We start from the raw sequence: 23730 nt of genomic DNA, 5'->3' as shown, positions 1-23730 counted from the left end.
ATAGCCGCCGGAAATCCGCCGGAAATCCGCCGGAAACCGGGGTGGGGGGACTCGCGCTATCCGCTCCTGGTGCCCAGCAGCCGCCGTACCCCGCCGACCGCCGCGACGGTCAGGGCGGTCGTGGTCGCGGCCGTCACCGCCGGGTGCCGGGCCAGCGCGGCCTGCACGGAGTGCCCGTGCGACCGGTCGTCGAACTCACCGTGGGCGCCGTGGTCGCTACCGGGGACGGAGTCGGCCGGTGCGTACAGGTTGCCGGGACCGGGCGGCGCGGGCGCGTCCGTCTGCTGGGAGTCGAAGCCGGTGCGGGCCAGGTAGCGGTCGAGGAGGGCCGGGGCGAGCCGGTTGGCCCAGATCGTCGCCGCCGTGGTGGCGCCGATGTAGCGCTGCTTGCGCCCGGGGTGGTCGGCGGCGAACAGAACACCGCGCGCGGCCACCTCCGGCTGGTAGATCGGCGGCACCGGCTGCGGATGCCGGGGGAGCCGGGAGCGCACCCAGGAGAACTGCGGGGTGTTGACCGCCGGCATCTGGGCGATCGTGATGTGCACGTTGCTGCCCTGGTGCAGCAGTTCGAGCCGGACGGACGAGGTGAAGCCGTTGATGGCGTGTTTGGCACCGCAGTAGGCGGACTGGAGCGGGATCGCCCGCTCGCCGAGCGCCGACCCGACCTGCACGACGGTGCCACGGTCGCGCGGCAGCATCCGGGCGAGGGCGGCGCGGGTGCCGTTGACGAACCCGAGATACGTGACCTCGGTGACCCGCCGGTACTCCTCCGGGGTGATCTCGGTGAAGGGCGCGAACACGCTGGTGAAGGCGCAGTTGATCCAGACGTCGATGGGCCCGAGGGTCCGCTCGACGGCATCGGCGGCGGCCTCCACCTGGCCGGGGTCGGCGGTGTCGGCCTGCTGGATCAGCGGGTGGCCGCCGCGTTCGGCGACCTCCTTCGCCGCGGCTTCGAGTCCGGCCTCGCCCCGCGCGATGATTGCGACGCGCGCCCCGCGCTCGGCGTAGAGGCGTGCGACGGCGCGGCCGATGCCGGCGCTGGCTCCGGTGATGACGACGACTTGCGACATGGACGATTCCTTGGGGTCGCGGTGGTCCTGACGGTTCGTCGGCTCGACGATCGGCGGATCGCTCACCGCTGCCCGGCATCGTGACGGTGCGGCAGGAACTCCTGCACCTTGGCCTTGAAGCCCTGCCGGACCATCGCCACCCGGTCGCTGTCGCCCTTGAGCACGGCGGCCGCCGCGGCCTCGATCTGGTCGAGGGTGGCGTGCGGCGGAATCGGCGGTACGGCGGGGTCGGTCACGAAGTCGAGCACGCACGGCCGGTCGGCGGCCAGCGCGGCCTCCCAGGCACCCGCCACCCCGTCCGGCTGCTCGATCCGCATGCCGGCCAGACCGAGGGAGCGGGCGAAGTCGGCGTACCGCACGTCCGGGAGGGACTGCGAGGGCAGGAACTGCGGGGCGCCCTCCATCGCGCGCATCTCCCAGGTCACCTGGTTCAGGTCCCGGTTGTTGAAGACGGCGACGATCAGCCGCGGATCCTCCCATTCCTGCCAGTACTTGGCGATCGTGATGAGCTCGGCCATGCCGTTCATCTGCATCGCCCCGTCACCGACCAGGGCGACCGCCGGCCGGTCGCCGTGCGCGAACTTGGCGCCGATGGCGTACGGCACGCCCGGCCCCATGGTGGCCAGCGTCCCCGACAGCGAGCCCCGCATCGCCCCGCGCAGCTTCAGGTGCCGGGCGTACCAGTTGGCCGCCGAGCCCGAGTCGGCGGAGAGGATGACGTTGTCCGGGAGCAGCCCGTTGAGGACGTGGGCGACGTACTCCGGGTTGATCGGATCGGCCTCGACCTCGGCCCGCCGCTGCATCACCTCCCACCACTCCTCGACATTGTTCTCGATCTTCGTCCGCCAGGAGGGGTCCTCCATCTGGTCCAGCAGCGGCAGCAGCCGGCGCAGCGTCCGGGCGGCGTCTCCGACCAGGTTGACCTCGAAGGGGTAGCGCAGCCCGACCATGTGCGGATCGATGTCCACCTGCACGGCCCGCGCCTTGCCGAACGCCGGCAGGAACTGCGTGTAGGGGAAGGACGAGCCGATGACGAGCAGCGAGTCGCAGTCACGCATCATCTCGTACGACGGCCGGGTGCCGAGCAGTCCGATCGCGCCGGTCACATACGGCAGGTCGTCGTCGAGGGCGTCCTTGCCGAGCAGCGCCTTGGCGACCCCGGCGCCGAGCCGGTCGGCGACCTCCTTGACCTCCGCCCGGGCGCCGCGCGCGCCCTGACCGATCAGGATGGCCGTCTTGCCGCCGGAGTTGAGCACATCGGCGGCCCGCTGCAGATCGCCGTCGTCCGGCACCGGCGCGTAGTGCGGCATGCCGAGGCTGGAGGGCACCATCTTGAAGGCGTGTTCGGGCGGCGAGTAGTCCAGTTCCTGAACGTCGGCCGGGACGATCACGGCGGTCACCGAGCGGCGGGCCATGGCGGTGCGCATCGCCCGGTCGAGTACGTTCGGGAGCTGCTCGGGGACGGTGACCATCTCGCAGAAGTCCGAGGCGACGTCCTTGTACAGGGACAGCAGGTCGACCTCCTGCTGGTAGGAGCCGCCCATGGCGCTGCGGTTGGTCTGCCCGACGATCGCCACCACCGGCACATGGTCGAGCTTGGCGTCGTACAGGCCGTTGAGGAGATGGATGGCGCCGGGCCCGGAGGTGGCGGCGCAGACACCGACCCGCCCGGAGAACTTGGCGTAGCCGACGGCCTCGAAGGCGGACATCTCCTCGTGACGGGACTGGATGAACCGGGGGTTGTTCTCCGCTCGGCCCCAGGCCGCGAGCAGGCCGTTGATACCGTCGCCCGGGTAGGCGAAGACGTGCTCCACTTCCCACTCGCGCAGCCGCTGGAGGATGTAGTCGGAGACCTTCGTCGACATGGTCGGAACCTTTCCTGACGTGATGGGTGGGTTACGGGCGGCGCAGATGCCGTACGGCTCGGAGGGCGGCCGCGGCCGTCACCGTCCCGGCGACGGCGGTGGTCGCCCACCGGGCCGTGCCGGAGGGCTCGGCGGGCCGACGGGCCAGCCGTTCGGGCCGGTCGCTGGGCAGCGGGCCGTCGAGTGCGAGGGCGAGCGCCTCCGCCAGATGCAGGGCCCGGCGCCCGGTGTCGCCCTGCTCGATCTGGGTGCGGCAACTGAAGCCGTCGGCCAGCACCAGGCTGTCGGGGGCCGCCGCGCGGACGGCAGGCAGCACCCCCAACTCGCCGACAGCCATGGAGACTTCGTGGTGTCCGCGCTCGAATCCGAAGTTCCCGGCCAGACCGCAGCAGCCCTCGTCGAGCACGTCCGCGTCGAGACGGGCGCGGTTCATGAGTTCACGGTCGGCGTCGGACTTCATGATCGCGTGCTGGTGGCAGTGGGTCTGTACGGTCGCCTGCCGGGCGAGGAACGGCGGCTGCCAGCCGGCGGGCGCGTGCCGGACGAGCTGTTCGGCGAAGGTGCGTGTCTGTCCCGCCAGCCGCTGCACGTCCTGGTCGTCCGGCAGCAGTTCCGGGGCGTCGGACCGGAACACGGCGGTGCAGGAGGGTTCAAGCCCGATGACCGGGGTGCCCGCCTCCAGATAGGGGCGCATGACCTGGAGAGTGCGGCGCAACACCCTTTTCGCCGTGGGCAGTTGCCCCGTGGAGATCCACGTCAGGCCGCAGCACACCGGTGAGTCGGGCACGGCGACCCTGAACCCCGCGTCCTCCAGCACCCGTACGGCCGACATGGCGACGGCGGGGTGGAAGTGGTTGCTGAAGGTGTCCGGCCACAGGACCACGGTCGCCGGGTCGGCCGGGTCGGGCTCCGCGGTGCCGAGGGCGCGCCACCACCGTACGAAGGACCGCTCGGCGAAGACCGGGGGCCGCCGGGCCGAGTCCACTCCGGCGAGCCGCTTCCCGAACCGGCCGAGGACCGGCGCCTGCAGCGCGCTGTTCGCCAGCCCCGGTGCGTGCTCGGCAAGTTGGGCCCACAGTGGCAGCCAGCCCATCGAGTAGTGGGCGGCGGGACGCAGTCGCCGCTCGTAGTGATGGGCGAGGAACTCCGCCTTGTGTGTGGCCATGTCCACGCCCGTCGGACAGTCCGACTTGCAGCCCTTGCAGGCCAGACAAAGGTCCAGTGCGTCCCGGACCTCCGTCGAGCGCCAGCCGTCGGTCACCGCCGAGTCGGGGTGTCCGTCGAGCATCTCGAACAGCAGCCGGGCGCGGCCCCGGGTCGAATGCTCCTCCTCCTTGGTGGCCCGGTACGAGGGACACATCACGCCACCTTGATGAGTGCGGCAGTTGCCGATGCCGACGCAGCGCAGCACCGCCTGGGTGAAGGAGTGGTCGTCATCCGGGTAGCCGAAGTGGGTGTCGTGGTCCGCCGGCCGCCAGGCTGCGCCCAGCCGCAGTTGACCGTCCACCGGATTCGGGTCGACGATCTTGCCCGGGTTCATCCGGTTGCCCGGATCGAACAGCGCCTTCAGTTCACCGAAGGCACCGACCAGCCGCTCCCCGAACATCCGTGTCAGCAGCTCACCTCGGGCCTGCCCGTCACCGTGCTCGCCCGACAGCGAGCCGCCGTAGGAGGCAACCAGGTCGGCGGCCCGCTCCAGGAAGCGCCGGAAGTCCGCCACGCCCTCCGCCGTCTTCAACCCGAACGGGATCCGGGTGTGCACACACCCCTGCCCGAAGTGCCCGTACAGCGACGGATGGTCGTAGCCGAACTCCTCGAACAGCCCTTTGAGATCTCGCAGATAGTCGCCCACTCGCTCGGGTGGCACCGCGGAGTCCTCCCAGCCCTCCCAGGTCTCCCGGTCGTCCGGCGGGCGCGCGGTCACCCCGAGCCCTGCCTCCCTGGCCTTGAGCATCTTCTGCTCACGCTCCGGGTCGTCGGAGAAGGCGACCGTGGCGTCCTTCTCGGACCGGCCGATCGCCGCCAACAGGGCCTGAGCCTGCTCGTCGACGCCCTCCTGGCTGTCCCCGGTGAACTGCACCAGCAGCCAGCTGTCCCCCTCGGGGAGAGCGCGCAGCGAGTCGAGATAGGCGTGCTCCTCGCGCATCAGCTGCGCCATCCGCCCGTCCAGGGCCTCCAGCTGGCCGGGGGAGCAGTGCTCGAGGAGCTGGGGCACGTCGTCGGCGGCCCGGCAGATGTCGTCGTACCCCAGCACCAGCAGCGACTGGTAGGCGGGCACCGGGACCAGGTCGAGTTCGGCGTGCAGGACCGTGACCAGCGTGCCCTCGCTGCCGACCAGGGCACGGGCCACGTCGAAGCGGTTCTCCGGCAGCAGCGAGTCGAGGTTGTAGCCGGAGACCCGCCGCGGGATCTTCGGATAGCCGCGCCGGATGTCTCCCAGATACTCGGCGACGAGGCGGTCGAGCCCGTCGTACAGCTCGGCCCGCCGCCCGCCCTCGGCGGCGATTTGTGTCCGCTCGGCCGACGAGGTCGGCCCCACCCACATCCGCAGACCGTCGTACGTCAGGACCTCCAGCCGGCGCACGTTGTCGACGGTCTTCCCGTACGCCTGCGCGGACGCCCCGCACGAGTTGTTGCCGATCATGCCGCCCAGCGCACAGTGACTGTGCGTGGACGGCTTCGGGCCGAACTGGAGGTGGTGATCGGCGAGGCGCTGGTTGAGCTCGTCCAGGACGATCCCCGGTTCGACCACACAGGTGCGGGCTTCGGCGTCCACGGAGACCAGCGCGTCGCAGTGCTTGCTCCAGTCGATCACCACGGCCGCGTTCGTGGTCTGCCCGGCGAGGCTCGTGCCGCCGCCGCGCGACAGCACCGGGACGTCGAAGCGCGCGCACAGCTCCACCGCGCGCGCACCGGCCTCGACCGTGCGGGGGACGACCACGCCCAGCGGGACCTGCCGGTAGTTGGAACCGTCCGTGGAGTAGGCGCCCCGGCTGCCGGGATCGAAGCGGACCTCGGCGTCGGTCCCGGCGCGCAGGGCCGTGACCAGGCCGTCGAGGGGCTCTCCGGGGACGCGTGGGCTCATGACCGACCTCCGGGCTGGTGTGCGGTTCCCGGTACGGGCGACCGGGTACCCCGGAAGTCGAGTTCCTTCGCCCCGACAATGCGGGCGCCCATGTTGAGCTCCATCATTTCCAGCGCCGCCGCCTCCAGATGCGGGTGGATCGAGGCGACCGCGTCCTTCGGCACCGTGACGTCCAGATGGCGGATGTGCGCGTCCAGCGCGGAGTACAGGACGCACTGCTCGGTGACCTGACCGGTCAACACCACCGTTTTGACGCCCAGTTGCCACAGCAGATACGACATGGGCGTGTCGTAGAAGATCGAGTGCCGGGCCTTCACCACGAAAAGGGAGTCCTCGTCCGGCCGGACCGGTTCGACCAGGTCGGCGTGCTCGCGGGCCAGCGCTGCCTCGACCAGTTCGCCGTGGTGGGAGCGCCAGAGCCCGAAGTTGTCGTTGGCGTAGATCACCGGCACGCCCGCGTCCCGGGCCCGGCCGATCAGCTCCGCCAGAACAGGCACGACCCGCTGGGCGGCGGGCAGCAGCAGCTCGGCGTCCTCGTGGTCGTAGGTGTTGATCATGTCGATCACGACGAGCGCGCTGCCGTCGCTCTGTCGAGGTCCGGACACGGCGTCCACCACCTTGCGCGGGTCAGGCTGGGTCCGTTGCCGAGTACCCGGTGGCCACCGAGTTGTGCACGGCGTGTCGCCCGGATGAGGAGGGGTACCGGAGAGGCGGGTCCCCGACAGACCGACCTCAGGGAGGTTGCCCATGGCACTGCGTGTGCTGCCCCGGAAGGCCTGGCGTAACTGGCGGCGCTCCGACGACCTGCGGATCCCGCTCCACTCGACCGCGGTGGAGGACGCCAGTCGGCGGTTCCTGCTGTACGGTGCCCTGCCGCTGTGGGTGGTGCCCGGCCTGGCGGACTGGTGGATGCACCGGCGGACCCGGATCGAGCACACCAGCGGCACCAAGGAGTCCGTGGTCCACGCGCTGATGATGACCGAGGCCGGAGTGCCGGTGCTCATGGGTCTGCTCGCCCGGGTCAATCCGCTGGTGCTCACCGTGATGGGCGGCGCCGCCCTCGCCCACGGCGCCACGGCCCTGTACGACGTGTCGCTCGCCGTCGGTGAACGCGAGGTTCGGCCCATCGAGCAGCACGTCCACAGCTTCCTGGAGGTGCTGCCGCTGACCGCCCTGTCCTTCACCGCCTGCCTGCACGCCGACCAGGTCCGCCGCACCCTGCGGGGCGGCACCGACCCGCAGGACTGGCGTCTGCTCCCCAAGGAGCATCCGCTGCCGGCCAGGTACCTGGCCGCGCTCGCCGGGGCGATCGTGGCCGGGGTCGTCGTGCCGTACGCCGAAGAGCTGCGTCGCTGCCTGCTGACCGCGGCGCGCGAAGGGAGCCGTCGATGACACACGGGCAGGGCGCGGCCCAGGCCCCCGGCCTCCAGGTCGGCCAGGATCCGGAGCCGGCCGGGCGGGAACAACTGCCGCCCGATCGCAGCCAGGCCATCCTGGAGGCCGCCAAGCAGGTGGGCGCCATCCTGAAGCGGGCCGGACACAAGTTCGCGCTGGCCGGGAGCGTGGCGGTCTACGCCCACGGCGGCAGCGGCACCCTGCAGCACGACGCCGACTTCTGCGTGCTGCCCGAGGACGCCGAGGCGGTGGCCGGGTCGCTGCGCTCCGCCGGTCTGACCGTGCGCGTCCCGCCGGAGGACTGGCTGGTGAAGACCACGTGCTTCGACCAGGACGTCGACATCATCTTCGAACTGGCCCACCAGCCGGTCACCGTGGACCTGCTGGCCCGAGCCGAGGAGCTCTCCGTCGACTCGGTGCGCATGCCCGTCCTGTCGGCGACCGACCTGCTGGTGAGCCTGAGCACCGCCTTCTCGGAGCACCACTGCGACTTCGGAGCCGTACTGCCGGTGGCCCGCGCGCTGCGCGAGAAGGTCGACTGGGCGGATGTGCGCCGCCGCTGCGGTGACGAGCCGATGCCCGCCGCCTTTCTCTACCTACTGGAGCGGCTGGACGTCATCGACCCTGTACAGGAGCAGTGATGAACCTGGAATACCGGGTGGCCCACGTCGCCGAACGGCTCGCGGAGGGCCGGTGCGGCGAGCTGGGGGTACGGGCCGAGATCCGGGGGGAAACGGTCCTGCTGACGGGGACGGTCCCGTCGGCCGGCTGCCGCGAGGACATCCTCCGTATCGCCCGCGAAGAGCTGGCGGGCGTCCCGGTGCACTGTGACCTCGTGGTCGCGGAGACCACGCCGCCCGACCACTCGGAGGAGCTGACATGACCCGGGTCGCGGCCGTCGGCGACATCCACATGGGCCCCGACAGCCAGGGCACACTCCGCCCCGCCTTCGAGACCCTGCCCGACCACGCCGACGTGCTCCTGCTGGCCGGCGACCTCACCCGGCACGGCACACCCGAGGAGGCGCGGGTGGTCGCCCGGGAGATCAAGGACCTGGGCATCCCGGTCGTCGCCGTCCTTGGCAACCACGACCACCACGACGACCACCCCGACGAGGTCACCGGCATCCTCCGGGACGCCGGAGCGCACGTCCTGGAGGGCGAGGCCACCGTGGTGACCCGTGGTGACCTCCGGATCGGTGTGGCCGGCACCAAGGGGTTCGGCGGCGGGTTCGTGGGCCGGTGCGCCGGCGAGTTCGGCGAACCCTTGATGAAGGAGTTCGTACGGTACTCACGCCGCCGCGCCGACGGCCTGCGCGCGGCCCTCGAGGACCTGCACCGGCGCGACTGCGACGTACGGATCGCCCTCACCCACTTCGCCCCCGTGCCCGACACCCTGGCCGGCGAACCCCTGGAGATCTACCCGTTCCTCGGCAGCTACCTGCTCGCCGAGGCCATCGACACGGCAGGGGCCGACCTCGCCGTTCACGGACACGCGCACGCCGGCACCGAACACGGCATGACCGGTGGGGGAGTGAAGGTGCGCAACGTCGCCCAGCCCGTCATCGGGCGGGCCTTCCACGTGTATTCCCTCCACACGCGGCAGCCCGGGGAATGACCCCGCACCCGGGGTACCCGGTCTCCGACAGACACCGTCGAACAGTGAGAAGGAGGCAGGTCATGGTCCAGCATGTGCGCGACATCATGACCAGCGATCTGGTCACCGTCGAACCCCAGGCATCGGTGGCCTCCGTCGCCCGGGTGATGCGGGACGAGGACGTCGGCGCGGTCCTGGTGACCGAGGAAGGGCACCTGCGGTGCCTGGTGAGCGACCGCGATCTGGTGGTCCGGGCCTTCGCCGAAGGCGCCGACCCCGAGCAGACCACGGTGACGCAGGCGTGCAGCGCGGACCTGGTCACCGTGACCCCGGACGACAGCCTGGACCGGGCGGTCCAACTGATGCGCGAGCACGCCGTGCGACGGCTACCGGTCGTCGACGGCGACCGGCCGGTGGGCATCCTGTCCCTGGGTGACCTCGCGATGGAACGCGACGAGCAGTCCGCCCTGGGAGACATCAGCGCGGCCCGGCCCAACACCTGAGGCCCCGGCGCCCTCGGCCGATCGGGTGCCGCCGCCCGGCCGCGCGGGTGTTTCGCGACGGGGTGGGTAATCACCCCGTCGCCCGCCGGGCAAGGAATGGCGGGAGTACGGCGGCACGCCGCCCGAGGGAGGACGCCGAGTGAACGCTGGGCCAGGTGAGGCGGGAGAGCGGTTCGCGGATGCGGTCGACGCCCGGCTGCCCGTCCACGACGGAGCCGGTCAGCTGCTGCGCAAGGCGTTCCCCGACCACTGGTCGTTCCTGCTCGGTGAGATCGCCCTCTACAGCCTGATCGTCCTGGTGGTGACGGGCGTGTGGCTGACGTTCTTCTTCAAGCCCGAGATGCAGGAGGTCGTCTACCAGGGGTCGTACCTCCCCCTGCGCGGCCGGCTCGTGTCGGGGGCCTTCGACTCCACCCTGCACATCGGTTTCGACATCCGCGGCGGGCTGCTGATGCGGCAGGCCCACCACTGGGCCGCGCTGGTCTTCGTCGCCGCGATCGGCGTGCACCTGCTGCGGATCTTCTTCACCGGGGCCTTCCGCAGGCCCCGGGAGATGAACTGGGTCATCGGCGTCACACTCTTCGCGCTCACCCTGGCCGAGGGCTTCGCCGGCTACTCGCTCCCGGACGACCTGCTCTCCGGCACCGGACTGCGCATCGCCCAGGGCATCATGCTGTCGATCCCCGTGGTCGGCACGTATGTGAGCATGTTCGTGTTCGGCTCGGAATACCCCGGCCACGACATCGTCCCCCGGCTGTACAGCCTGCACATCCTGCTGCTGCCGGGGGCCCTGATCGCCCTGGTCACCGTCCACCTGATCCTGGTCTTCCACCTGAAGCACACCCAGTGGCGCGGCCCGGGACGCAGGAACTCCAACGTCGTCGGAAAGCCCCTCTACCCCCAGTTCACGGCTTCCTCCCTCGGCCTGTCCCTCGCCGTCTCCGGGCTGCTGGTACTGCTCGCAGGCGTCGCCCAGATCAACCCGGTGTGGACGTACGGCCCCTACCGGCCCGACCAGGTGTCGACCGCTTCCCAGCCGGACTGGTACGTCGGCTTCCTGGAAGGCTCCTTGCGCCTGGTCCCGCCCTGGGAGACGAACTTCGCCGGCCACACCCTCATGTGGAACGTCCTGCTGCCGGCCGTCGTCCTGCCCGCACTGCTCTTCGCCGTCCTGTACGCCTACCCCTTCGCCGAGCAGCGGCTGACGGGGGAGTGGCGGCAGGAGCAGCACTTCTGCGACCGCCCGCGCGAACGGCCCGTCCGCACCGGCCTCGGCGTGGCCGGCGTCACCTTCTACGGTGTGCTGCTGCTGGCCGGCGGCAACGACGTCATCGCGCAGACCTTCCGGATCTCCGTGAACGCCCTGACCTGGATCTTCCGGGTCGCTCTGATCGTCGCCCCCGTCGTCGCGTTCTTCGTGACCCGCGCGGTGTGCCACGCCCTGCTGCACGCGGAACAGGAGCGGCTGACCGAGGGCGAGGAGACCGGAGAGGTACGCCAGAACCTTGCCGGCGGCTACGAGAGCGATCACCGGCCGGTGACGTCGTTCCGGCCGGGCGCCCCACGCCGACCGATCAGCCCTCCGGATCAGCCCCTCGGTTCGCGTACTGGAACACCAGCCCGGCAACACCCCGAGCCAGAACACCGAAGCCGATGAGGAACAGCCACAGCCCGAACACCACCCCGGTCGCCGAGAGGGCGAACCCGAGCGCGGTGACGATCGGCCAGGGGCTGTGCGGCGGGAAGAACTCCAGCGGCCCGGCGGCGTCCGCCACCTCCGCGTCCGTGCGGTCCTGCGGGCGCCGGCCCCGGCGGACGTAGTTCGTCGCGCAGAAGAACGACACCAGCGCGGCCATCCCGAACGCCACGATGAGCGCCGCCGTACCCGCCGGGTCGGCGCGCGACCACACCCCGTAGAGCGCGGCGGTGGCGCCGAAGAAGACGGCCACGCCACCGAAGAGCAGTGCCTCGACCTTCACCGCAGCCCCTCCTTCTCCGCCTGCCGGACGATCTCGGGATGGTGCAGGTCGAAGGCCGGCGACTCCGACCGCACCCGGGGCAGCGCCACGAAATTGTGCCGCGGCGGCGGGCAGGAGGTGGCCCACTCCAGGCCACGCCCGAACCCCCAGGGGTCGTCCACCTCGACCCGCCGCCCCTTGTGGGCCGTACGCCAGACGTTGTAGAGGAACGGCAGCGTGGAGACGCCCAGCAGGAACGCACCGGCCGACGAGAGGGTGTTGAGAAGGGTGAACCCGTCGGCCGGCAGGTAGTCGGCGTACCGGCGGGGCATGCCCTCCGCGCCGAGCCAGTGCTGCACCAGGAACGTCAGCTGGAACCCGGGGAAGAGCAGCCAGAAGTGCAGCTTGCCGAGGCGCTCGTCGAGCATCCTCCCGGTGAACTTGGGCCACCAGAAGTAGAAGCCGGCGAACATCGCGAACACCACGGTCCCGAACAGCACATAGTGCAGATGCGCCACGATGAAGTACGAGTCGGTGACATGGAAGTCCAGCGGCGGCGACGCGATCAGCACCCCGCTCAACCCGCCCAGCAGGAACGACACCAGGAAGCCCGTCGCCCACAGCATGGGCGTCTCGAAAGAGAGCGAGCCCCGGTGCATCGTCCCGATCCAGGCGAAGAACTTGATCCCGGTCGGCACGGCGATCAGGAACGACATGATCGAGAAGAACGGCAGCAGCACCGCCCCGGTCGCGAACATGTGGTGCGCCCACACGACCGCCGACAGCATGGTGATGGCGATCGTGGCCCCGATCAGTGGCAGATAGCCGAACAGCGGCTTGCGCGAGAACACCGGGAGGATCTCGGAGACGATTCCGAAGAACGGCAGCGCGACGATGTACACCTCGGGATGCCCGAAGAACCAGAACAGGTGCTGCCACAGCAGCGCGCCGCCGTTGTGCGCGTCGAAGATGTGGGAGCCGAACTTCCGGTCCGACTCAAGGGCGAGCAGCGCCGCCGTGAGCACCGGGAACGCGGGCAGCACGAGGATGGACGTGAACAGCACGTTCCAGGTGAAGATCGGCATCCGGAACATCGTCATGCCCGGGGCGCGCAGACACATGATCGTCGCGATGAAGTTGACCGCGCCCAGGGTCGTCGACACACCGGTGACCACCAGCCCCATGACCCACAGGTCCGCGCCCGCGCCGGGGGTGTAGTACGCGCTGTTGAGGGGCGCGTAGGCGAACCAGCCGAAGGAAGCGGCACCGCCCGGCACCAGGAAACCCGACACCACCATCAGGCCGCCGAACAGGTACATCCAGTACGAGAGGGCGTTGAGCCTCGGGAAGGCCACGTCCGGGGCGCCGATCTGCAACGGCATCACGGCGTTGGCGAACCCGGCGAACATCGGGGTCGCGAACAGCAGCATCATGATGGTGCCGTGGATGGTGACGAACTGGTTGTAGGTCTCCTGGCTCAGGAACTGCAGTCCCGGACGGGCCAGTTCGGCGCGCATACCCAGCGCGAGCAGCCCGGCGAGGAGGAAGAAGCAGAAGGCCGTCACCATGTACAGCCGGCCGATCACCTTGTGGTCGGTCGTGGTCGCCCATCCCAGCAGCCGCCGCCCCAGGGGTGCCGGGGCGGCGGGAGGCGCGGGCTCTTCGGCGACGCGTTGCGAGAGTTCGCTCATGGTCCTCCTCAGCTGTGCCGAGCGCGGGAAGCGCCCTCCGGCACGCCCCGCCACGACGACACCAATATGCCGGACAGATCGGGTTTTATCGGGGTTTGTCGACTCCCGGGTGACGCTACCGGTGACCCGGCGGCTGCCACGTCCGCCACGCCTCGTCTCCAGGGCATTCGCTGCCTCGCGGCGGGTACCCGGAACCGACGTACATGACTCTTGAGCAACTGGCCGCCGCCGAGTCCGCGCCGCCTGGGCGCTCGGAACACCCCAGGCTGCCCCGCACCGGACCGGTGCGCGAGGAACGGGAGATGCGCGAGCCGAAGGAGGTTCCGCGGGCGGGGAGCGAGGGGGACCGTCTCACCCCGTACCAGCTCGGCAACGCCCCGAGCAGGTCGAGCGGGAACCAGAGCCGCCCGCCCTGGCAGCCCGGCTCCAGCGGCTCCTTCGGCGGCGGGGGAGGCGGCGCCAAGTGACAGACGGCGGCGCACCCCCCGGCCCCGGACCCGTGCGGGCCCGGGGCCGGGTCGCGTGACCGCATTGGCGGTCCGCCTCGGCGTCTTCCGTCGCAGTCTTCCGCGGGTTCAAAGGTCGCCGGGGCGGATTCGACCGCGCCAGGCGCCGGTCTCGCCACCGCGCTGCTCGATGTAGTCCTTGAAGCGGTTGAGGTCTCCGTTGACACGACGGTCGATCAGGCCGAGTGCGTCGGCACCCTTCTCGGCGATGCCGCTGGGCTCTACGTCCATCGTGAGCTCCACTCGGGTGTGTGTCTCGTCCAGGGGCTCGAACCGGACGGATCCCCGCTGCTCGGTGTCACCCTCGATCGCCCGCCAGGTGATCCGGTCGTCCGGCAGCTGGTCGACGATCTCGGTGTCGAACTCGCGCCGCACCCCGCCGACCCGCGTGGTCCAGTGGTTGTGCCGGTCGTCGAGCTGCCTGACCTCCTCGACGCCCTCCATGAAGTTCGGGAAGTCCTCGAACTGGGTCCATTGGTTGTAGGCCGTGTGGACCGGGACGGCGACATCCACGGCTTTCTTGACTGTGCTCATCTGTTCCTCCTCGTCGGATACGGCTCATCACCGGGGCGCTGTCGGCGTCCGACTCGCTCTCCCGTGGCGGCCGGGTACCCGATCTCGCGGAGTGCACCCGTCATCGTGCCGTGTCGACCGGCGACCCGGTGACGTGCCGCGCTGGGTACCCGATGAGGGAGACCTGTCCTGATCGCCCCTACGGTGAGGAGGGCGCCGTGAACGCGGTAGTGGAGAGCGTGCGGATATCCGCCGCGGGTGTGCTGCTCGAAGCCGATGTGGCCGTCCCCGAACCGGCGCGGGGCGTCGTGCTCTTCGCGCACGGCAGCGGCAGCAGCAGGCACAGTCCGCGCAACCGCTTCGTCGCCGGGGAACTGCAGACGGCCGGGATCGGCACCGTCCTCGCCGACCTGCTCACCCGCGAGGAGGAGAACGTCGACGCGGTCACGGGGACGCTCCGCTTCGACATCGGCACCCTCGCCGGGCGTCTGATCGACCTCGCCGACTGGCTGCGGGCGTACCGGCCCGCCGCGCACCTCGGACACGGACTCTTCGGTGCGAGCACGGGCGCCGCGGCCGCCCTCGTCGCGGCCGCGGAGCTCCCGGACACGATCCGCGCGGTCGTCAGCCGGGGCGGCCGGCCCGACCTGGCCGAAGGAGCGCTGGCGTCGGTCCGTCAGCCCACCCTGCTCATCGTCGGCGAACGGGATCCGGAGGTCCTGCGCCTGAACCGGACGGCGATGCGGGAGATGCCCGGTGAGACCCGGCTCGAAATCGTCCCCGGTGCGACCCACCTGTTCCAGGAACCCGGCACTCTGGAGCGCGTGGCCCGGCTGGCCGGTGACTGGTTCACGCGGTATCTGGGCGGGTAGGCCCCCACCTGCCGGTCATCATGTGGAGGGGCGCGTCTCCGTCCAGTCGACCATCAGACGGCGCAGGGCGGACGGCCACTCGCCGTTCTGCCTGGTTCCGTCAGCACCGGGTCAGCGAACCGGCCGACACCCGGCTCGCCGCGTTCCTGCCGGGGCTGCGCGACGCCGTGGCGGCCGCCGCCCAGGGCAGCCCGGCGGGCCCCGGCAACGCCCTGCTCGCACAGCACCCACCGCTGATCCGGGTCGCCGACGACGACGGTGAGGTCTCGCCGCATCTGCACTTCGCCCCGAACGGCGAGGACGCCGTGACCTGGCTCGGCCGCAGCTGCGCCGCCGCCCTCGCGCACATCGTCTGCGGCGACCCGGCCGTCACCGTCGGCCACTGCCACGCCGCCGCCTGCGAGCTTCACGTGGACGACTCCCGCAACTGCGCCCGGCGGTTCTGCTCCAACGCCTGCGCCGGCCGCACCACGGTCGCCGCCCACCGCGCCCGCCGCCGGGCGGCGCAGGTATAGGCGGCGCATCGGCAACACCGCATCACGAGCTCTTCATCGGCCCTTTCGCTGGGCGGCGCCGGTCGGCCCGCCAAGTCGCCAAGGAGATTTGGTCCCGTGCCGTTCATACCCTGGACATGAGCGATGACCTGCGGGGATGCCGTCCGGTGCGATCCTGTGCCATGGGCCACCGAGCGCGCTCGAAAGCGCACGCGCGCGCCTGATCCCCGTTGGTCCGGCACCGCGTCCGACAACCTCGAGCAACGGCGAGGAACCGATGAACCCGAGCAAAGCCGACCGTTCTGAGCAGGCCGTCGCCGAAGGTGACGCCGATACCGCGGCCGGGGTCAAGCCACTGCTCGATGCCCCACAGACGGCTGCGGCGGGCGTCGCGATGTGGATTTTCGTCGTCGCACCGATGATCTGCCTGGTCGTCGCGGTGCCGTTGGTGTGGGGACGGGGCTTGTCCGCGCTGGACGTCGGCATGGCCCTGGTTGCCTACCTGGTGTCCGGCTTCGGCCTCACGGTCGGCTATCACCGTCTCTTCACGCACCGCTCGTTCAAGGCAAAGCGGGGCCTGCGCATCGCCCTGGCCGTCGCGGGCTCGCTGGGGGTCGAGGGATCGCCGGTGCAGTGGGTGGCGAACCACCGCCGCCACCACGCTTTCGCCGACCGCGAGGGTGACCCGCACTCGCCCTGGCGCTTCGGAACCGACACGCGTGCGCTGCTCAAGGGGCTTCTCCACGCGCACATCGGGTGGATGCTGAAGCGTGAACTGAGCAACCGGTCCAGGTTCGCGCCCGACATCGCCGCCGATCCCGACCTGCGGCTCATCGGCCGGCTCTTCGGGCCGCTGACGGCCGTCTCGCTCCTGGCCCCCGCGCTGGTCGGCGGGCTCGTCACCGGCACCTGGACCGGTGCGCTGACCGGATTCTTCTGGGCCGGTCTGATGCGGATGGCGCTGCTGCACCATGTCACCTGGTCGGTGAACTCCGTCTGCCACGTCGCGGGCAGGCGTCCGTTCGCCAGTCGGGACAAGGCCACCAACTTCTGGCCGCTCGCACTGCTGTCCTTCGGCGAGAGCTGGCACAACTCCCATCATGCTGACCCCACGGGCGCACGCCACGGTGTGCTGCCGGGCCAGCTCGACCCGTCGGCCCGCCTGATCTGGGTGTTCGAGAAGCTGGGCTGGGCCTACGACGTTCGCTGGCCGAGCGCGGACCGGCTCAGTGCTCGTCTGCTCCCCGAACCGGCCGGTCAGCAGGGGTCCGCAGCCTGACGCCCTCGGGCGGCGCGTCGCGCCTGGTGCACCGCGACGAGCATGACGATCACGGAGGTCAACGCGAGCGCGGCGCCGGTGTGGAGCGGCGCCGTGTAGCCGAGGCCCGCGGTGATGGCCAGGGCGCCGAGCCAGGCGCCGAGGGTGTTGCCGACATCGGACGCGGAGACGTTGGCGCTCGCGGCCGGCGCCGCGCCGTCGGCGGCGTCGGTCACCCGAGTGATCATGCCGGGTACGGCGGCGAACCCGGCCACGCCCAGCAGAAAGGCCAGTAGCACCGACGCCACGGCACTGCCGGCCGGCAGACCGAACACGGCCAGGGTGATGGTCAGTGCGAGCAGTGCGAGCACCAGGGCGCGGTCGCGGTCCCGGTCGGCTGCCCTCCCGCCGATCAGGTTCCCTACGACCAGGCCGGCGCCGTACAGCATCAGCAGCCAGGCGACATCCGCCGCGGAGAACCCGCTGACCTCGGTGAAGGTGTACGCGATACAGCGGAACGCCCCGAACATCCCGCCGTAGCCGAGTGCCGTGGCGGTCAGCGTCAGCCACACCTGCCAGGACCCGAACGCCCGGAACTGGTCCCGCATGCCGGCCGGCGCCACCCCTTGCCTGTCACCGACCTCGATCTACCCATGAACCGACTCTCACCGCCGACGGTGGCCCCGTCCATGGACAGAGATCTCCCGGAGCTTGGGCGAAGCCGTAAATGCGTTGGACGGGGTCGGCAGTCGGTGCGTAACGTCCGTGGGACCGTGACGTCGTGCGAGGAGGTGAGACCCATGAACGCTGTAGCAGAATGGGTGCTCCCTTTCCCCGTCACGGTCGGGCGATTGACGTAGGTGTCGCCGGGAGCGCCTTCACGACAAGGCCTCCCGAAAGGCAACAACCCATGCAATCTGTGTGTTTCACCACGGAGACGACGTCGGACGGTGTCGTCGAACGCGACTTCACCGTGGGTGAGATCCCCGGCGTGCTCTGGTCGCCCGAATCCGGCCCCGCATCCGACCTCGAACGCGCGCCCCTGGTGCTGATGGGCCACGGCGGCGGCACCCACAAGAAGTGGCCGGCGATGACGGGCCGGGCCCGACTCCTCGTGACCGGCTGCGGCTTCCACGTCGCCTGTATCGACGCACCCGGTCACGGCGACCGGCCGCGTACCGCGCACGACGAGCGAGAGATCGCCGCGCTGTACCGGGCGAGGGAGGCGGGTGAGCCGGAAGGCCCCGTCGTCGTCCGCTACAACGCCCACCTGGCAGAACGTGCCGTCCCCGAGTGGCAGGCGACCCTCGACGCCCTCCAGGAACTTCCGGAGATCGGCGGCGCGGGGCCGGTCGGCTACTACGGCCTGAACATGGGCACCGCGATCGGCGTGCCGCTGACCGCGGCCGATCCCAGGATCACCGCCGCGGTCTTCGGCCTCCACTGGCCCGATGCCCTGGCCGAGCCGGCCCGGCGGATCACCGTCCCGGTCGAGTTTGCGCTCCAGTGGGACGACGAGCACATTCCGCGCGAGGCCGGACTCGCGCTGTTCGACGCCTTCGCCTCGAAGGAGAAGACGTTGCACGCCAACACGGGCAGCCACAAGGAACTGCCCAGGTTCGAGGCGGACAGCGCGGCCCGCTTCTTCGCCCGGCATCTGGTCCGGGCCTCCACCTCACCTGCCCTGACCTGACGGGCCGTCGGCGCCCGGCCGCACCCGCCACTGCGGCCGGGCGCCGCCACCGCTCATCGTGAATCCCTTTCTTCACGCCTTGACTTAACATCGGGAATATTGCTTGGATCTCAAGTCGGCGTTCCCTGTGAGCCGTTGGTGACGCAGCGGTCACATGCCTCCGGTTCGGCACGGCAACAACTCCCGACCCACCAGAGCCCAGGAGCAGTTGTGAGACGTACGCTCACCACGATCGCGGCCGTAGCTGTCATGACACTGCCACTCATCGCCGCGGGCCCCACCACGCACGCCGACCGGCCCGCGAGCGACCGCGCAGGGCACGGCCAGGTCGTGACAGGCACCTACTCCACCGGCGGCGCTCGGGCGTGGCGGTCCCTGCCGACCGTCAGGACGGGCACGGACACCGGCGGCCCGGTCGACGCCACCGTGGTCGCCGACCCCAGCGCCCTCCGCCAGAAGTACACGGGCATCGGCTTCTCCCTGGACGAGACCAGCGTGTCCAACCTGTGGAAGCTCACCCCCGCCGAGCGGACGAAGGCCATCCGGCTGCTGGTCGACCCCGTGCACGGCGCCGGCCTCGACCGGTTCCGGCTGACGATCGGCAGCCCCGACCTCATCGAGCACCTCCCGTTCTGGTCGGAGGACGACCTGCCCGACGGAGTCCCCGACGACTTCGGCCTGAAGCACTTCTCCATCCGGCGCGATCTCGACCTGCACATCATCGACACGATCAAACTCATCCAGCGCTACAACCCCCACGCCACGTTCTTCGCTTCGGCGTGGAGCGCGCCGGCCTGGATGAAGACGAACAACCGGTTCCTCGGCGAGGTCGCCCTCAAGCCCGGGAGCAACACGGACTACTACCAGGTCGGCAAGTTGCGGGACGACTGCATCGAGGTGTTCGCCCGGTACTACGTCAAGTTCGTCCAGGCGTACGCCCGCCAGGGCATCCGCGTGGACGCACTGACCCTGCTGAACGAGCCGGGCATGGACGTCGTCTACCCGGCCATGGACATCAGCGTCGCACAGCAGCAGAAGCTGGCCCTGGCGATCAAGCGCGAACTCCATGCCGCCCACCTGGGCACCCAGCTCTACGTGCACGACTTCAACTTCTGGGACTGGCGCGATCCCAACAGCACGGCGACGAAGAACTACTACCGCATCTTCGAGGACGCCCCGGACGGCTCGGTGACCGGCGCCCAGGTCCGCAAGGCGGCGGACGCCATCGCCTTCCACCCCTACTGGGGCGACCCGACCGTCATGCGCGACGCCTACGAGCAGACCGGGAAGCCGGTCCAGCTCACGGAGACGAGCGACCTGTCGCCCTCGACCGTCCTCGACGACTTCCGCCTCGACGCCGGCTCCTACATCCTGTGGGCCCAGACCACGGACCAGGACGGCGGCACCCTGCACTGGACGCCGTCGCGGGACAACGACATCGACTGGGACCAGGTCGCGGCCACCACCAAGTGGCCCGACCGGCTGGTCACGGTGAACACCGCCACGAAGGCCTTCACGGTCCGCGACGAGCTGTACCAGCTGGGACAGTTCGCGAAGTACCTCGCACCCGGTGACGTACGCCTGGAGTCCAGCGCCGCGGAGGACGGTGTCAGCAACGTGGTCTACCGGACCCGCGACGGCGGCTACGTGGCCGTCCTCGGCAACGGAGCCGGTTCCGACCGCAGCGTCCGGGTGGTCGTCGGCGGCCAGACGTTCGTCGTGACCGTACCGGCGGGCTCCTTCGCCACCTACCGGTGGCAGGGCAAGGCGCCCACGAGCTCCCGCAACCACGCCCCGGTCCTCGCACCGGCCGCCGACGTCGTCGCCGACCAGTACGGCACCACTCAGAGGCAGTTGAAGGCCACCGACCCGGACGGCGACCGGCTCTCCTACTACGCCACCGAACTGCCCGACGGCGTCACCCTCGACCCGGCGACCGGTCTGGTCACGATCCGACCGACGGCCACCGGTGAGCAGGACCTGACCTTCTACGCCACCGACGGCAGGGCGCACGACAAGGTGACCCTCCACCTGACGGTCCGCCCGCACGCCGCACCCGTGGGCGAGACGATCGAGGCCGAGGGCTACACGGACCAGCACGGCTGGCCCGCCGACGGCGGCAACTTCATCGAGAGCAACCCGGCCGCCAGCGGCGGCAGGAACGTCGGATGGACCGCCCCCGGCAACTGGCTGACCTACCGCGTCGAGGTGCCGCGGACCGGCTCGTACGATCTCGAACTGCGCGTCGCCAACGGCACGGGCGCCACCGCGGCGAACGCCGTGTCCCTCCGGGACGACAGCGGCACGACCCTGGCGACGGCGTCCGTGCCCTCCACGGGCGGCTGGGCGAGCTACCGGTCGGTGCACGTACCCGTCGCCCTCCGGGCCGGAGAACAGACGGTCACCGTCTACTGCGAGACCGGCGGCTTCAACCTCGACTACCTGCGCCTCACCGCCTCCTGACAGCCGCCGTCCCCCGGCGCCGGACCGGCGTGAGCCCCCGGCTCGGGGTACGGCCAACCCCCCTGTGCGGCGACCGGCATGCCGGATGGTCGCGGCCGGTCCGATCCACAAAGCTGAGAAGGAGTCGCCGAACACCCGCAGCCAAGGAGGCCCTGCCTTGCTCACTCGCCGCGCCGCTGTACTCTCGGCCGTCGCCGCCGTCACCCTGTCCGCCGCCAACACGCGCACGGCGACGGCGGCGGTGCCACGCAAGGCCGTGCCCGTACGGCTGACACTGCCCGCGCCCAGTGGGCCGCACCCGGTGGGGACGGTCTCCCTGCACCTCGTCGACACCTCACGTGCCGATCCCTGGGTCACGACGCGGCCGTACCGGGAGCTGATGATCGACATCCGCTACCCGGCGCGTGCCGCGGGCGGTCACCCGAGGGCGCCGCAGATGCTGCCGGGGGAGGCCGCCGGCTTCGCCGCCGTCAACAACCTCACCCACGTGCCCGGCGACAAGGTCGACTGGGCGGCCACCCGCACCCACGCGTACGAAGCCGCCCCGGCCGACCGGGACCGGGGTCCGTACCCGGTCGTCTGCTACTCGCCCGGCGCCGGCGACCCGCGTTCCCTCGGCACCACCCTCTGCGACGACCTCGCCTCCCGTGGCTATGCCGTGGTGACGCTCGATCACACCTACGACGCCTCGGCCGTACAGTTCCCCGGCGGACGGGTCGAAAGCACGGTCCTGCCCGCCGAGTTCGACAAGGCCTACCCGGACCCCGGGCGCATCAGGGCGCTGCTCAGGAAGACGATGGCCGTACGGGTGGCCGACACCCGTTTCCTCCTCGACGCCCTGCCCGGTGCTCTGCCGGCGGAGCTGCGCGGCCTTGCTGACTGGGAGCGCATCGGCATGTTCGGCCACTCGGCCGGCGGCTTCACCGCGTTGCAGGCGATGCACGACGACCGGCGTATCGCGGCGGCGGCCGACTTCGACGGCGTCCTGGCGTACGTCCAGGAGGACAGCGACTCCGGCTACCTCTCCTCCGTCGCCGCCGACGGCCTCGACCGCCCGTTCCTGCTGGTCGGCAAGGACGGCAACGACCTGAGCACGGTGCCGTCCTGGAACGCCCTGTGGCGGCACAGCCGCGGCCGGGGCGAGGGCCTGACCCTGCGCGGCGCCGAACACGGCACATACACCGACGCGGAGGCGATGATCCCGCAGATCGCCCGTCAGCTCGGCCTGCCCCGCGGGACGGTTGTCGAGAACATCGGCACCATCGCACCGGGGCGCGCGATCGCCGCCGAACGGGCCTGTCTCGCAGCGTTCTTCGACCGGCGGCTGCGCGGCCGCGCCGGCGAGACCCTGCCGGGCCGCTACCCGCAGGTGCGCCCCTTCTTCCGGTGAGAAGCGCTCAACACGGTGAATCGTGGCGGGCCGTTGACCCGCAGCGGCGGGCCCGGTCAGTACCGGACCGGCAAGCTGAGCAGTCCGCGGGTGCGCATAGAGGGGCGCCAGCGCAGTTCGTCGGCAGGGACGTCGAGTTCCAGGCCGGGGAGGCGCTCCATCAGCGCCGCGAGGGCGATCTCGGTCTCCAGGCGGGCGAGCGGTGCGCCGAGGCAGTAGTGGATGCCGTGGCCCAGGGCCAGGTGCCCGGTGGAGTCGCGGCCGATGTCGAGCCGGTCGGGCTCGGGGTAGCGACGCGGGTCGCGGTGGGCCGCCGCCAGGGACAGCAGCACGGTCTCGCCCGCCGGGACGGTGACCCCGCCGATGGTGAGGTCCTCGGTCGGGAAGCGGCGGATGGCGAGCGGGGCGGGGCCGTCGTAGCGGGCCAGTTCCTCGACGGCCGCGCCGAGCCGGGCCGGATCGGCGCGCAGTGCGGCCAGTTGGGAGGGGTTGAGGAGCAGCGCCAGGGTGGCGTTGCCGATGAGGTGGACGGTGTTCTCGTACCCGGCGAACAGGATGAGGAAGGTCAGGGACATCAACTCGTCCTCGCTGAGCCGGTCTTCCTCGTCCCGTACGGCGATCATCGCGGAGAGCAGGTCGTCGGCGGGCTCGGCGCGCTTGCGGGCGAGCAGCCGGGCGAAGAAGGCGAGCAGCGCCCCTACCGCCTCCTTCGCCCGTTCGGGTCGGGTGGGGTCGGGGACGACGAGCGCGTCGGTCCAGGACCGGAAGTCCGGCCGGTCCTCCTCGGCCACGCCCAGCAGCTCGCAGATCACGGCGATCGGCAGCGGCGCGGCGTAGGTGGCGATCAGGTCGGTACGGCCGAGCGGTGCGACGGCGTCGAGCAGGGCGTCGGCGGTCCGCCGGACGGGTTCGCGGAGCAGGGCGACGCGGCGCGGGGTGAAGGCCTGGGACACCAGGCCCCGGACGCGGGTGTGGTCCGGCGGGTCCATGTTCAGCAGGTTGGCGTCGAGCGCGGGCGGCAGCGCGAGCCCGCCGTAGCCGCCGGGTTTCGCGTGGGCCTTGTCGAGCGAGAGCCGCGGGTCGGCGAGGGCCTGCCGCACGTCCTCGTACCGCGTCACCAGCCAGGCCGGAAGCCCGTCGGTGCCGGCGAAGCGATGAACGGGTCCGGCCTCCCGAAGCCGGGCGTACACGGCGTACGGGTCGGCGAGCAGCTCCACGGGGTCAACGGCGTTCGGCGCAGGGGGTGTTGTACTGGCGTCCATGACTCACACCCTAGACACCCGGCGCACTCGCCCGCGGTGAAGGCGCTGCCCGCCGCGAGAGGCCCGGAAGGGGCTTCATGCGGGGAGCCAGGACAAGCCGTCCGCGGTGAGGTCGC

21 protein-coding genes and 1 pseudogene are annotated in these 23730 nt (G+C 71.0%); 13 read left to right on the top strand and 9 right to left on the bottom strand.

The annotated features are described in order from the left end of the window. Window positions 1–56 precede the first annotated feature (56 nt). The 4 genes from ACZ7OO_RS04505 to ACZ7OO_RS04490 form a co-directional block, all read right to left on the bottom strand. Complete coding sequence (locus ACZ7OO_RS04505) at window positions 57–1070, bottom strand: SDR family oxidoreductase (protein WP_471501414.1); 1014 nt, start codon at window positions 1068–1070, stop codon at window positions 57–59. Between the two features lie 62 nt (window positions 1071–1132). Beyond that, on the bottom strand, window positions 1133–2935 hold the full coding sequence (locus ACZ7OO_RS04500) for a thiamine pyrophosphate-requiring protein (protein ID WP_471501412.1): 1803 nt from the start codon (window positions 2933–2935) through the stop codon (window positions 1133–1135). Window positions 2936–2966: 31 nt separating this feature from the next. Continuing rightward, window positions 2967–6020, bottom strand: coding sequence for an FAD-binding and (Fe-S)-binding domain-containing protein (locus tag ACZ7OO_RS04495; RefSeq protein WP_471501410.1), 3054 nt, complete (start codon window positions 6018–6020; stop codon window positions 2967–2969). Next, window positions 6017–6577, bottom strand: coding sequence for a cysteine hydrolase family protein (locus tag ACZ7OO_RS04490; protein ID WP_471502320.1), 561 nt, complete (start codon window positions 6575–6577; stop codon window positions 6017–6019). The genes ACZ7OO_RS04495 and ACZ7OO_RS04490 overlap by 4 nt, the downstream gene beginning before the upstream one ends. A gap of 190 nt (window positions 6578–6767) precedes the next feature. On the opposite strand from ACZ7OO_RS04490, the gene ACZ7OO_RS04485 reads away from it, so the two are divergent. The 6 genes from ACZ7OO_RS04485 to qcrB all read left to right on the top strand — a co-directional run bounded on the left by ACZ7OO_RS04485 (window position 6768) and on the right by qcrB (window position 11171). Continuing rightward, window positions 6768–7412, top strand: a complete 645-nt coding sequence (locus ACZ7OO_RS04485) for a diguanylate cyclase (protein WP_471501408.1) — start codon at window positions 6768–6770, stop codon at window positions 7410–7412. After that, on the top strand, window positions 7409–8056 hold the full coding sequence (locus tag ACZ7OO_RS04480; protein ID WP_471501406.1) for a nucleotidyltransferase family protein: 648 nt from the start codon (window positions 7409–7411) through the stop codon (window positions 8054–8056). The genes ACZ7OO_RS04485 and ACZ7OO_RS04480 overlap by 4 nt, the downstream gene beginning before the upstream one ends. After that, the gene (locus ACZ7OO_RS04475; RefSeq protein ID WP_471501404.1) at window positions 8056–8298 is read left to right on the top strand and encodes a BON domain-containing protein; all 243 of its coding nucleotides are present in this window, start codon (window positions 8056–8058) and stop codon (window positions 8296–8298) included. Before ACZ7OO_RS04480 ends, ACZ7OO_RS04475 begins: the two co-directional genes overlap by 1 nt. Continuing rightward, window positions 8295–9032 carry a metallophosphoesterase family protein gene (locus ACZ7OO_RS04470; protein WP_471501402.1) on the top strand — a complete coding sequence of 246 codons (738 nt, stop codon included), beginning with the start codon at window positions 8295–8297 and terminating at the stop codon, window positions 9030–9032. The genes ACZ7OO_RS04475 and ACZ7OO_RS04470 overlap by 4 nt, the downstream gene beginning before the upstream one ends. A 62-nt stretch (window positions 9033–9094) precedes the next feature. After that, window positions 9095–9514, top strand: a complete 420-nt coding sequence (locus tag ACZ7OO_RS04465) for a CBS domain-containing protein (RefSeq protein ID WP_471501400.1) — start codon at window positions 9095–9097, stop codon at window positions 9512–9514. Between the two features lie 139 nt (window positions 9515–9653). After that, the gene (qcrB, locus tag ACZ7OO_RS04460) at window positions 9654–11171 is read left to right on the top strand and encodes a cytochrome bc1 complex cytochrome b subunit (RefSeq protein WP_471501398.1); all 1518 of its coding nucleotides are present in this window, start codon (window positions 9654–9656) and stop codon (window positions 11169–11171) included. Here the strand turns inward: qcrB and ACZ7OO_RS04455 are convergent. Next, window positions 11089–11493 (bottom strand): cytochrome c oxidase subunit 4, encoded by a 405-nt coding sequence (locus ACZ7OO_RS04455; RefSeq protein WP_471501396.1) that lies wholly within the window; start codon window positions 11491–11493, stop codon window positions 11089–11091. The genes qcrB and ACZ7OO_RS04455 overlap by 83 nt on opposite strands. After that, window positions 11490–13163, bottom strand: a complete 1674-nt coding sequence (gene ctaD, locus ACZ7OO_RS04450) for an aa3-type cytochrome oxidase subunit I (protein ID WP_471501394.1) — start codon at window positions 13161–13163, stop codon at window positions 11490–11492. The genes ACZ7OO_RS04455 and ctaD overlap by 4 nt, the downstream gene beginning before the upstream one ends. A gap of 203 nt (window positions 13164–13366) precedes the next feature. On the opposite strand from ctaD, the gene ACZ7OO_RS04445 reads away from it, so the two are divergent. Then, on the top strand, window positions 13367–13630 hold the full coding sequence (locus ACZ7OO_RS04445) for a DUF6479 family protein (protein WP_471501392.1): 264 nt from the start codon (window positions 13367–13369) through the stop codon (window positions 13628–13630). A gap of 108 nt (window positions 13631–13738) precedes the next feature. Here ACZ7OO_RS04445 and ACZ7OO_RS04440 read toward each other — a convergent pair whose 3' ends face one another. Beyond that, window positions 13739–14203, bottom strand: coding sequence for an SRPBCC family protein (locus ACZ7OO_RS04440; protein WP_471501390.1), 465 nt, complete (start codon window positions 14201–14203; stop codon window positions 13739–13741). Window positions 14204–14400: 197 nt separating this feature from the next. Here ACZ7OO_RS04440 and ACZ7OO_RS04435 point away from each other — a divergent pair, with 197 nt between their 5' ends. From ACZ7OO_RS04435 to ACZ7OO_RS04425, 3 genes are all read left to right on the top strand, one after another. Then, complete coding sequence (locus ACZ7OO_RS04435) at window positions 14401–15054, top strand: dienelactone hydrolase family protein (protein ID WP_471501388.1); 654 nt, start codon at window positions 14401–14403, stop codon at window positions 15052–15054. A gap of 167 nt (window positions 15055–15221) precedes the next feature. Then, entirely contained in the window at window positions 15222–15569 is a 348-nt protein-coding gene (locus tag ACZ7OO_RS04430) for a CGNR zinc finger domain-containing protein (RefSeq protein WP_471501386.1), read from the top strand. Between the two features lie 256 nt (window positions 15570–15825). Further along, the gene (locus ACZ7OO_RS04425; RefSeq protein WP_471502318.1) at window positions 15826–16827 is read left to right on the top strand and encodes an acyl-CoA desaturase; all 1002 of its coding nucleotides are present in this window, start codon (window positions 15826–15828) and stop codon (window positions 16825–16827) included. On the opposite strand, the pseudogene ACZ7OO_RS04420 reads toward ACZ7OO_RS04425, so the two are convergent. Further along, a pseudogene (locus ACZ7OO_RS04420) lies at window positions 16806–17423 on the bottom strand (MFS transporter); the annotation flags it as partial. The gene ACZ7OO_RS04425 and the pseudogene ACZ7OO_RS04420 sit on opposite strands and share 22 nt — an antisense overlap. A gap of 293 nt (window positions 17424–17716) precedes the next feature. Between ACZ7OO_RS04420 and ACZ7OO_RS04415 the strand changes: the two are divergent. From ACZ7OO_RS04415 to ACZ7OO_RS04405, 3 genes are all read left to right on the top strand, one after another. Next, a complete protein-coding gene (locus ACZ7OO_RS04415) occupies window positions 17717–18499 on the top strand; it encodes an alpha/beta fold hydrolase (RefSeq protein ID WP_471501384.1) in 783 nt (260 codons plus the stop codon). Between the two features lie 210 nt (window positions 18500–18709). After that, entirely contained in the window at window positions 18710–20962 is a 2253-nt protein-coding gene (locus ACZ7OO_RS04410) for a carbohydrate-binding protein (protein WP_471501382.1), read from the top strand. 157 nt (window positions 20963–21119) lie between these two features. Next, window positions 21120–22352, top strand: coding sequence for an alpha/beta hydrolase family protein (locus ACZ7OO_RS04405; RefSeq protein ID WP_471501380.1), 1233 nt, complete (start codon window positions 21120–21122; stop codon window positions 22350–22352). A 56-nt stretch (window positions 22353–22408) separates the two neighbouring features. Here ACZ7OO_RS04405 and ACZ7OO_RS04400 read toward each other — a convergent pair whose 3' ends face one another. Further along, on the bottom strand, window positions 22409–23614 hold the full coding sequence (locus ACZ7OO_RS04400; protein WP_471501378.1) for a cytochrome P450 family protein: 1206 nt from the start codon (window positions 23612–23614) through the stop codon (window positions 22409–22411). Window positions 23615–23730: the final 116 nt, after the last annotated feature.

Source organism: Streptomyces sp. NPDC111744, assembly GCF_055634995.1.
Note: the sequence above shows the minus strand (reverse complement) of the source record. Positions and strands in the feature narration are given on the sequence as shown.

What these genes read in the sequence shown, in the direction of transcription:
- ACZ7OO_RS04400 (WP_471501378.1), bottom strand. Translation starts at nt 23,614, where the DNA reads ATGGACGCCAGTACAACACCCCCTGCGCCGAACGCCGTTGACCCCGTG.
- ACZ7OO_RS04445 (WP_471501392.1), top strand. Translation starts at nt 13,367, where the DNA reads ATGACTCTTGAGCAACTGGCCGCCGCCGAGTCCGCGCCGCCTGGGCGC.
- ACZ7OO_RS04500 (WP_471501412.1), bottom strand. Translation starts at nt 2,935, where the DNA reads ATGTCGACGAAGGTCTCCGACTACATCCTCCAGCGGCTGCGCGAGTGG.
- ACZ7OO_RS04485 (WP_471501408.1), top strand. Translation starts at nt 6,768, where the DNA reads ATGGCACTGCGTGTGCTGCCCCGGAAGGCCTGGCGTAACTGGCGGCGC.
- ACZ7OO_RS04465 (WP_471501400.1), top strand. Translation starts at nt 9,095, where the DNA reads ATGGTCCAGCATGTGCGCGACATCATGACCAGCGATCTGGTCACCGTC.
- ACZ7OO_RS04495 (WP_471501410.1), bottom strand. Translation starts at nt 6,020, where the DNA reads ATGAGCCCACGCGTCCCCGGAGAGCCCCTCGACGGCCTGGTCACGGCC.
- ACZ7OO_RS04475 (WP_471501404.1), top strand. Translation starts at nt 8,056, where the DNA reads ATGAACCTGGAATACCGGGTGGCCCACGTCGCCGAACGGCTCGCGGAG.
- ACZ7OO_RS04505 (WP_471501414.1), bottom strand. Translation starts at nt 1,070, where the DNA reads ATGTCGCAAGTCGTCGTCATCACCGGAGCCAGCGCCGGCATCGGCCGC.
- ctaD (WP_471501394.1), bottom strand. Translation starts at nt 13,163, where the DNA reads ATGAGCGAACTCTCGCAACGCGTCGCCGAAGAGCCCGCGCCTCCCGCC.
- ACZ7OO_RS04470 (WP_471501402.1), top strand. Translation starts at nt 8,295, where the DNA reads ATGACCCGGGTCGCGGCCGTCGGCGACATCCACATGGGCCCCGACAGC.
- ACZ7OO_RS04440 (WP_471501390.1), bottom strand. Translation starts at nt 14,203, where the DNA reads ATGAGCACAGTCAAGAAAGCCGTGGATGTCGCCGTCCCGGTCCACACG.
- ACZ7OO_RS04425 (WP_471502318.1), top strand. Translation starts at nt 15,826, where the DNA reads ATGAACCCGAGCAAAGCCGACCGTTCTGAGCAGGCCGTCGCCGAAGGT.
- ACZ7OO_RS04490 (WP_471502320.1), bottom strand. Translation starts at nt 6,577, where the DNA reads ATGATCAACACCTACGACCACGAGGACGCCGAGCTGCTGCTGCCCGCC.
- ACZ7OO_RS04480 (WP_471501406.1), top strand. Translation starts at nt 7,409, where the DNA reads ATGACACACGGGCAGGGCGCGGCCCAGGCCCCCGGCCTCCAGGTCGGC.
- ACZ7OO_RS04415 (WP_471501384.1), top strand. Translation starts at nt 17,717, where the DNA reads ATGCAATCTGTGTGTTTCACCACGGAGACGACGTCGGACGGTGTCGTC.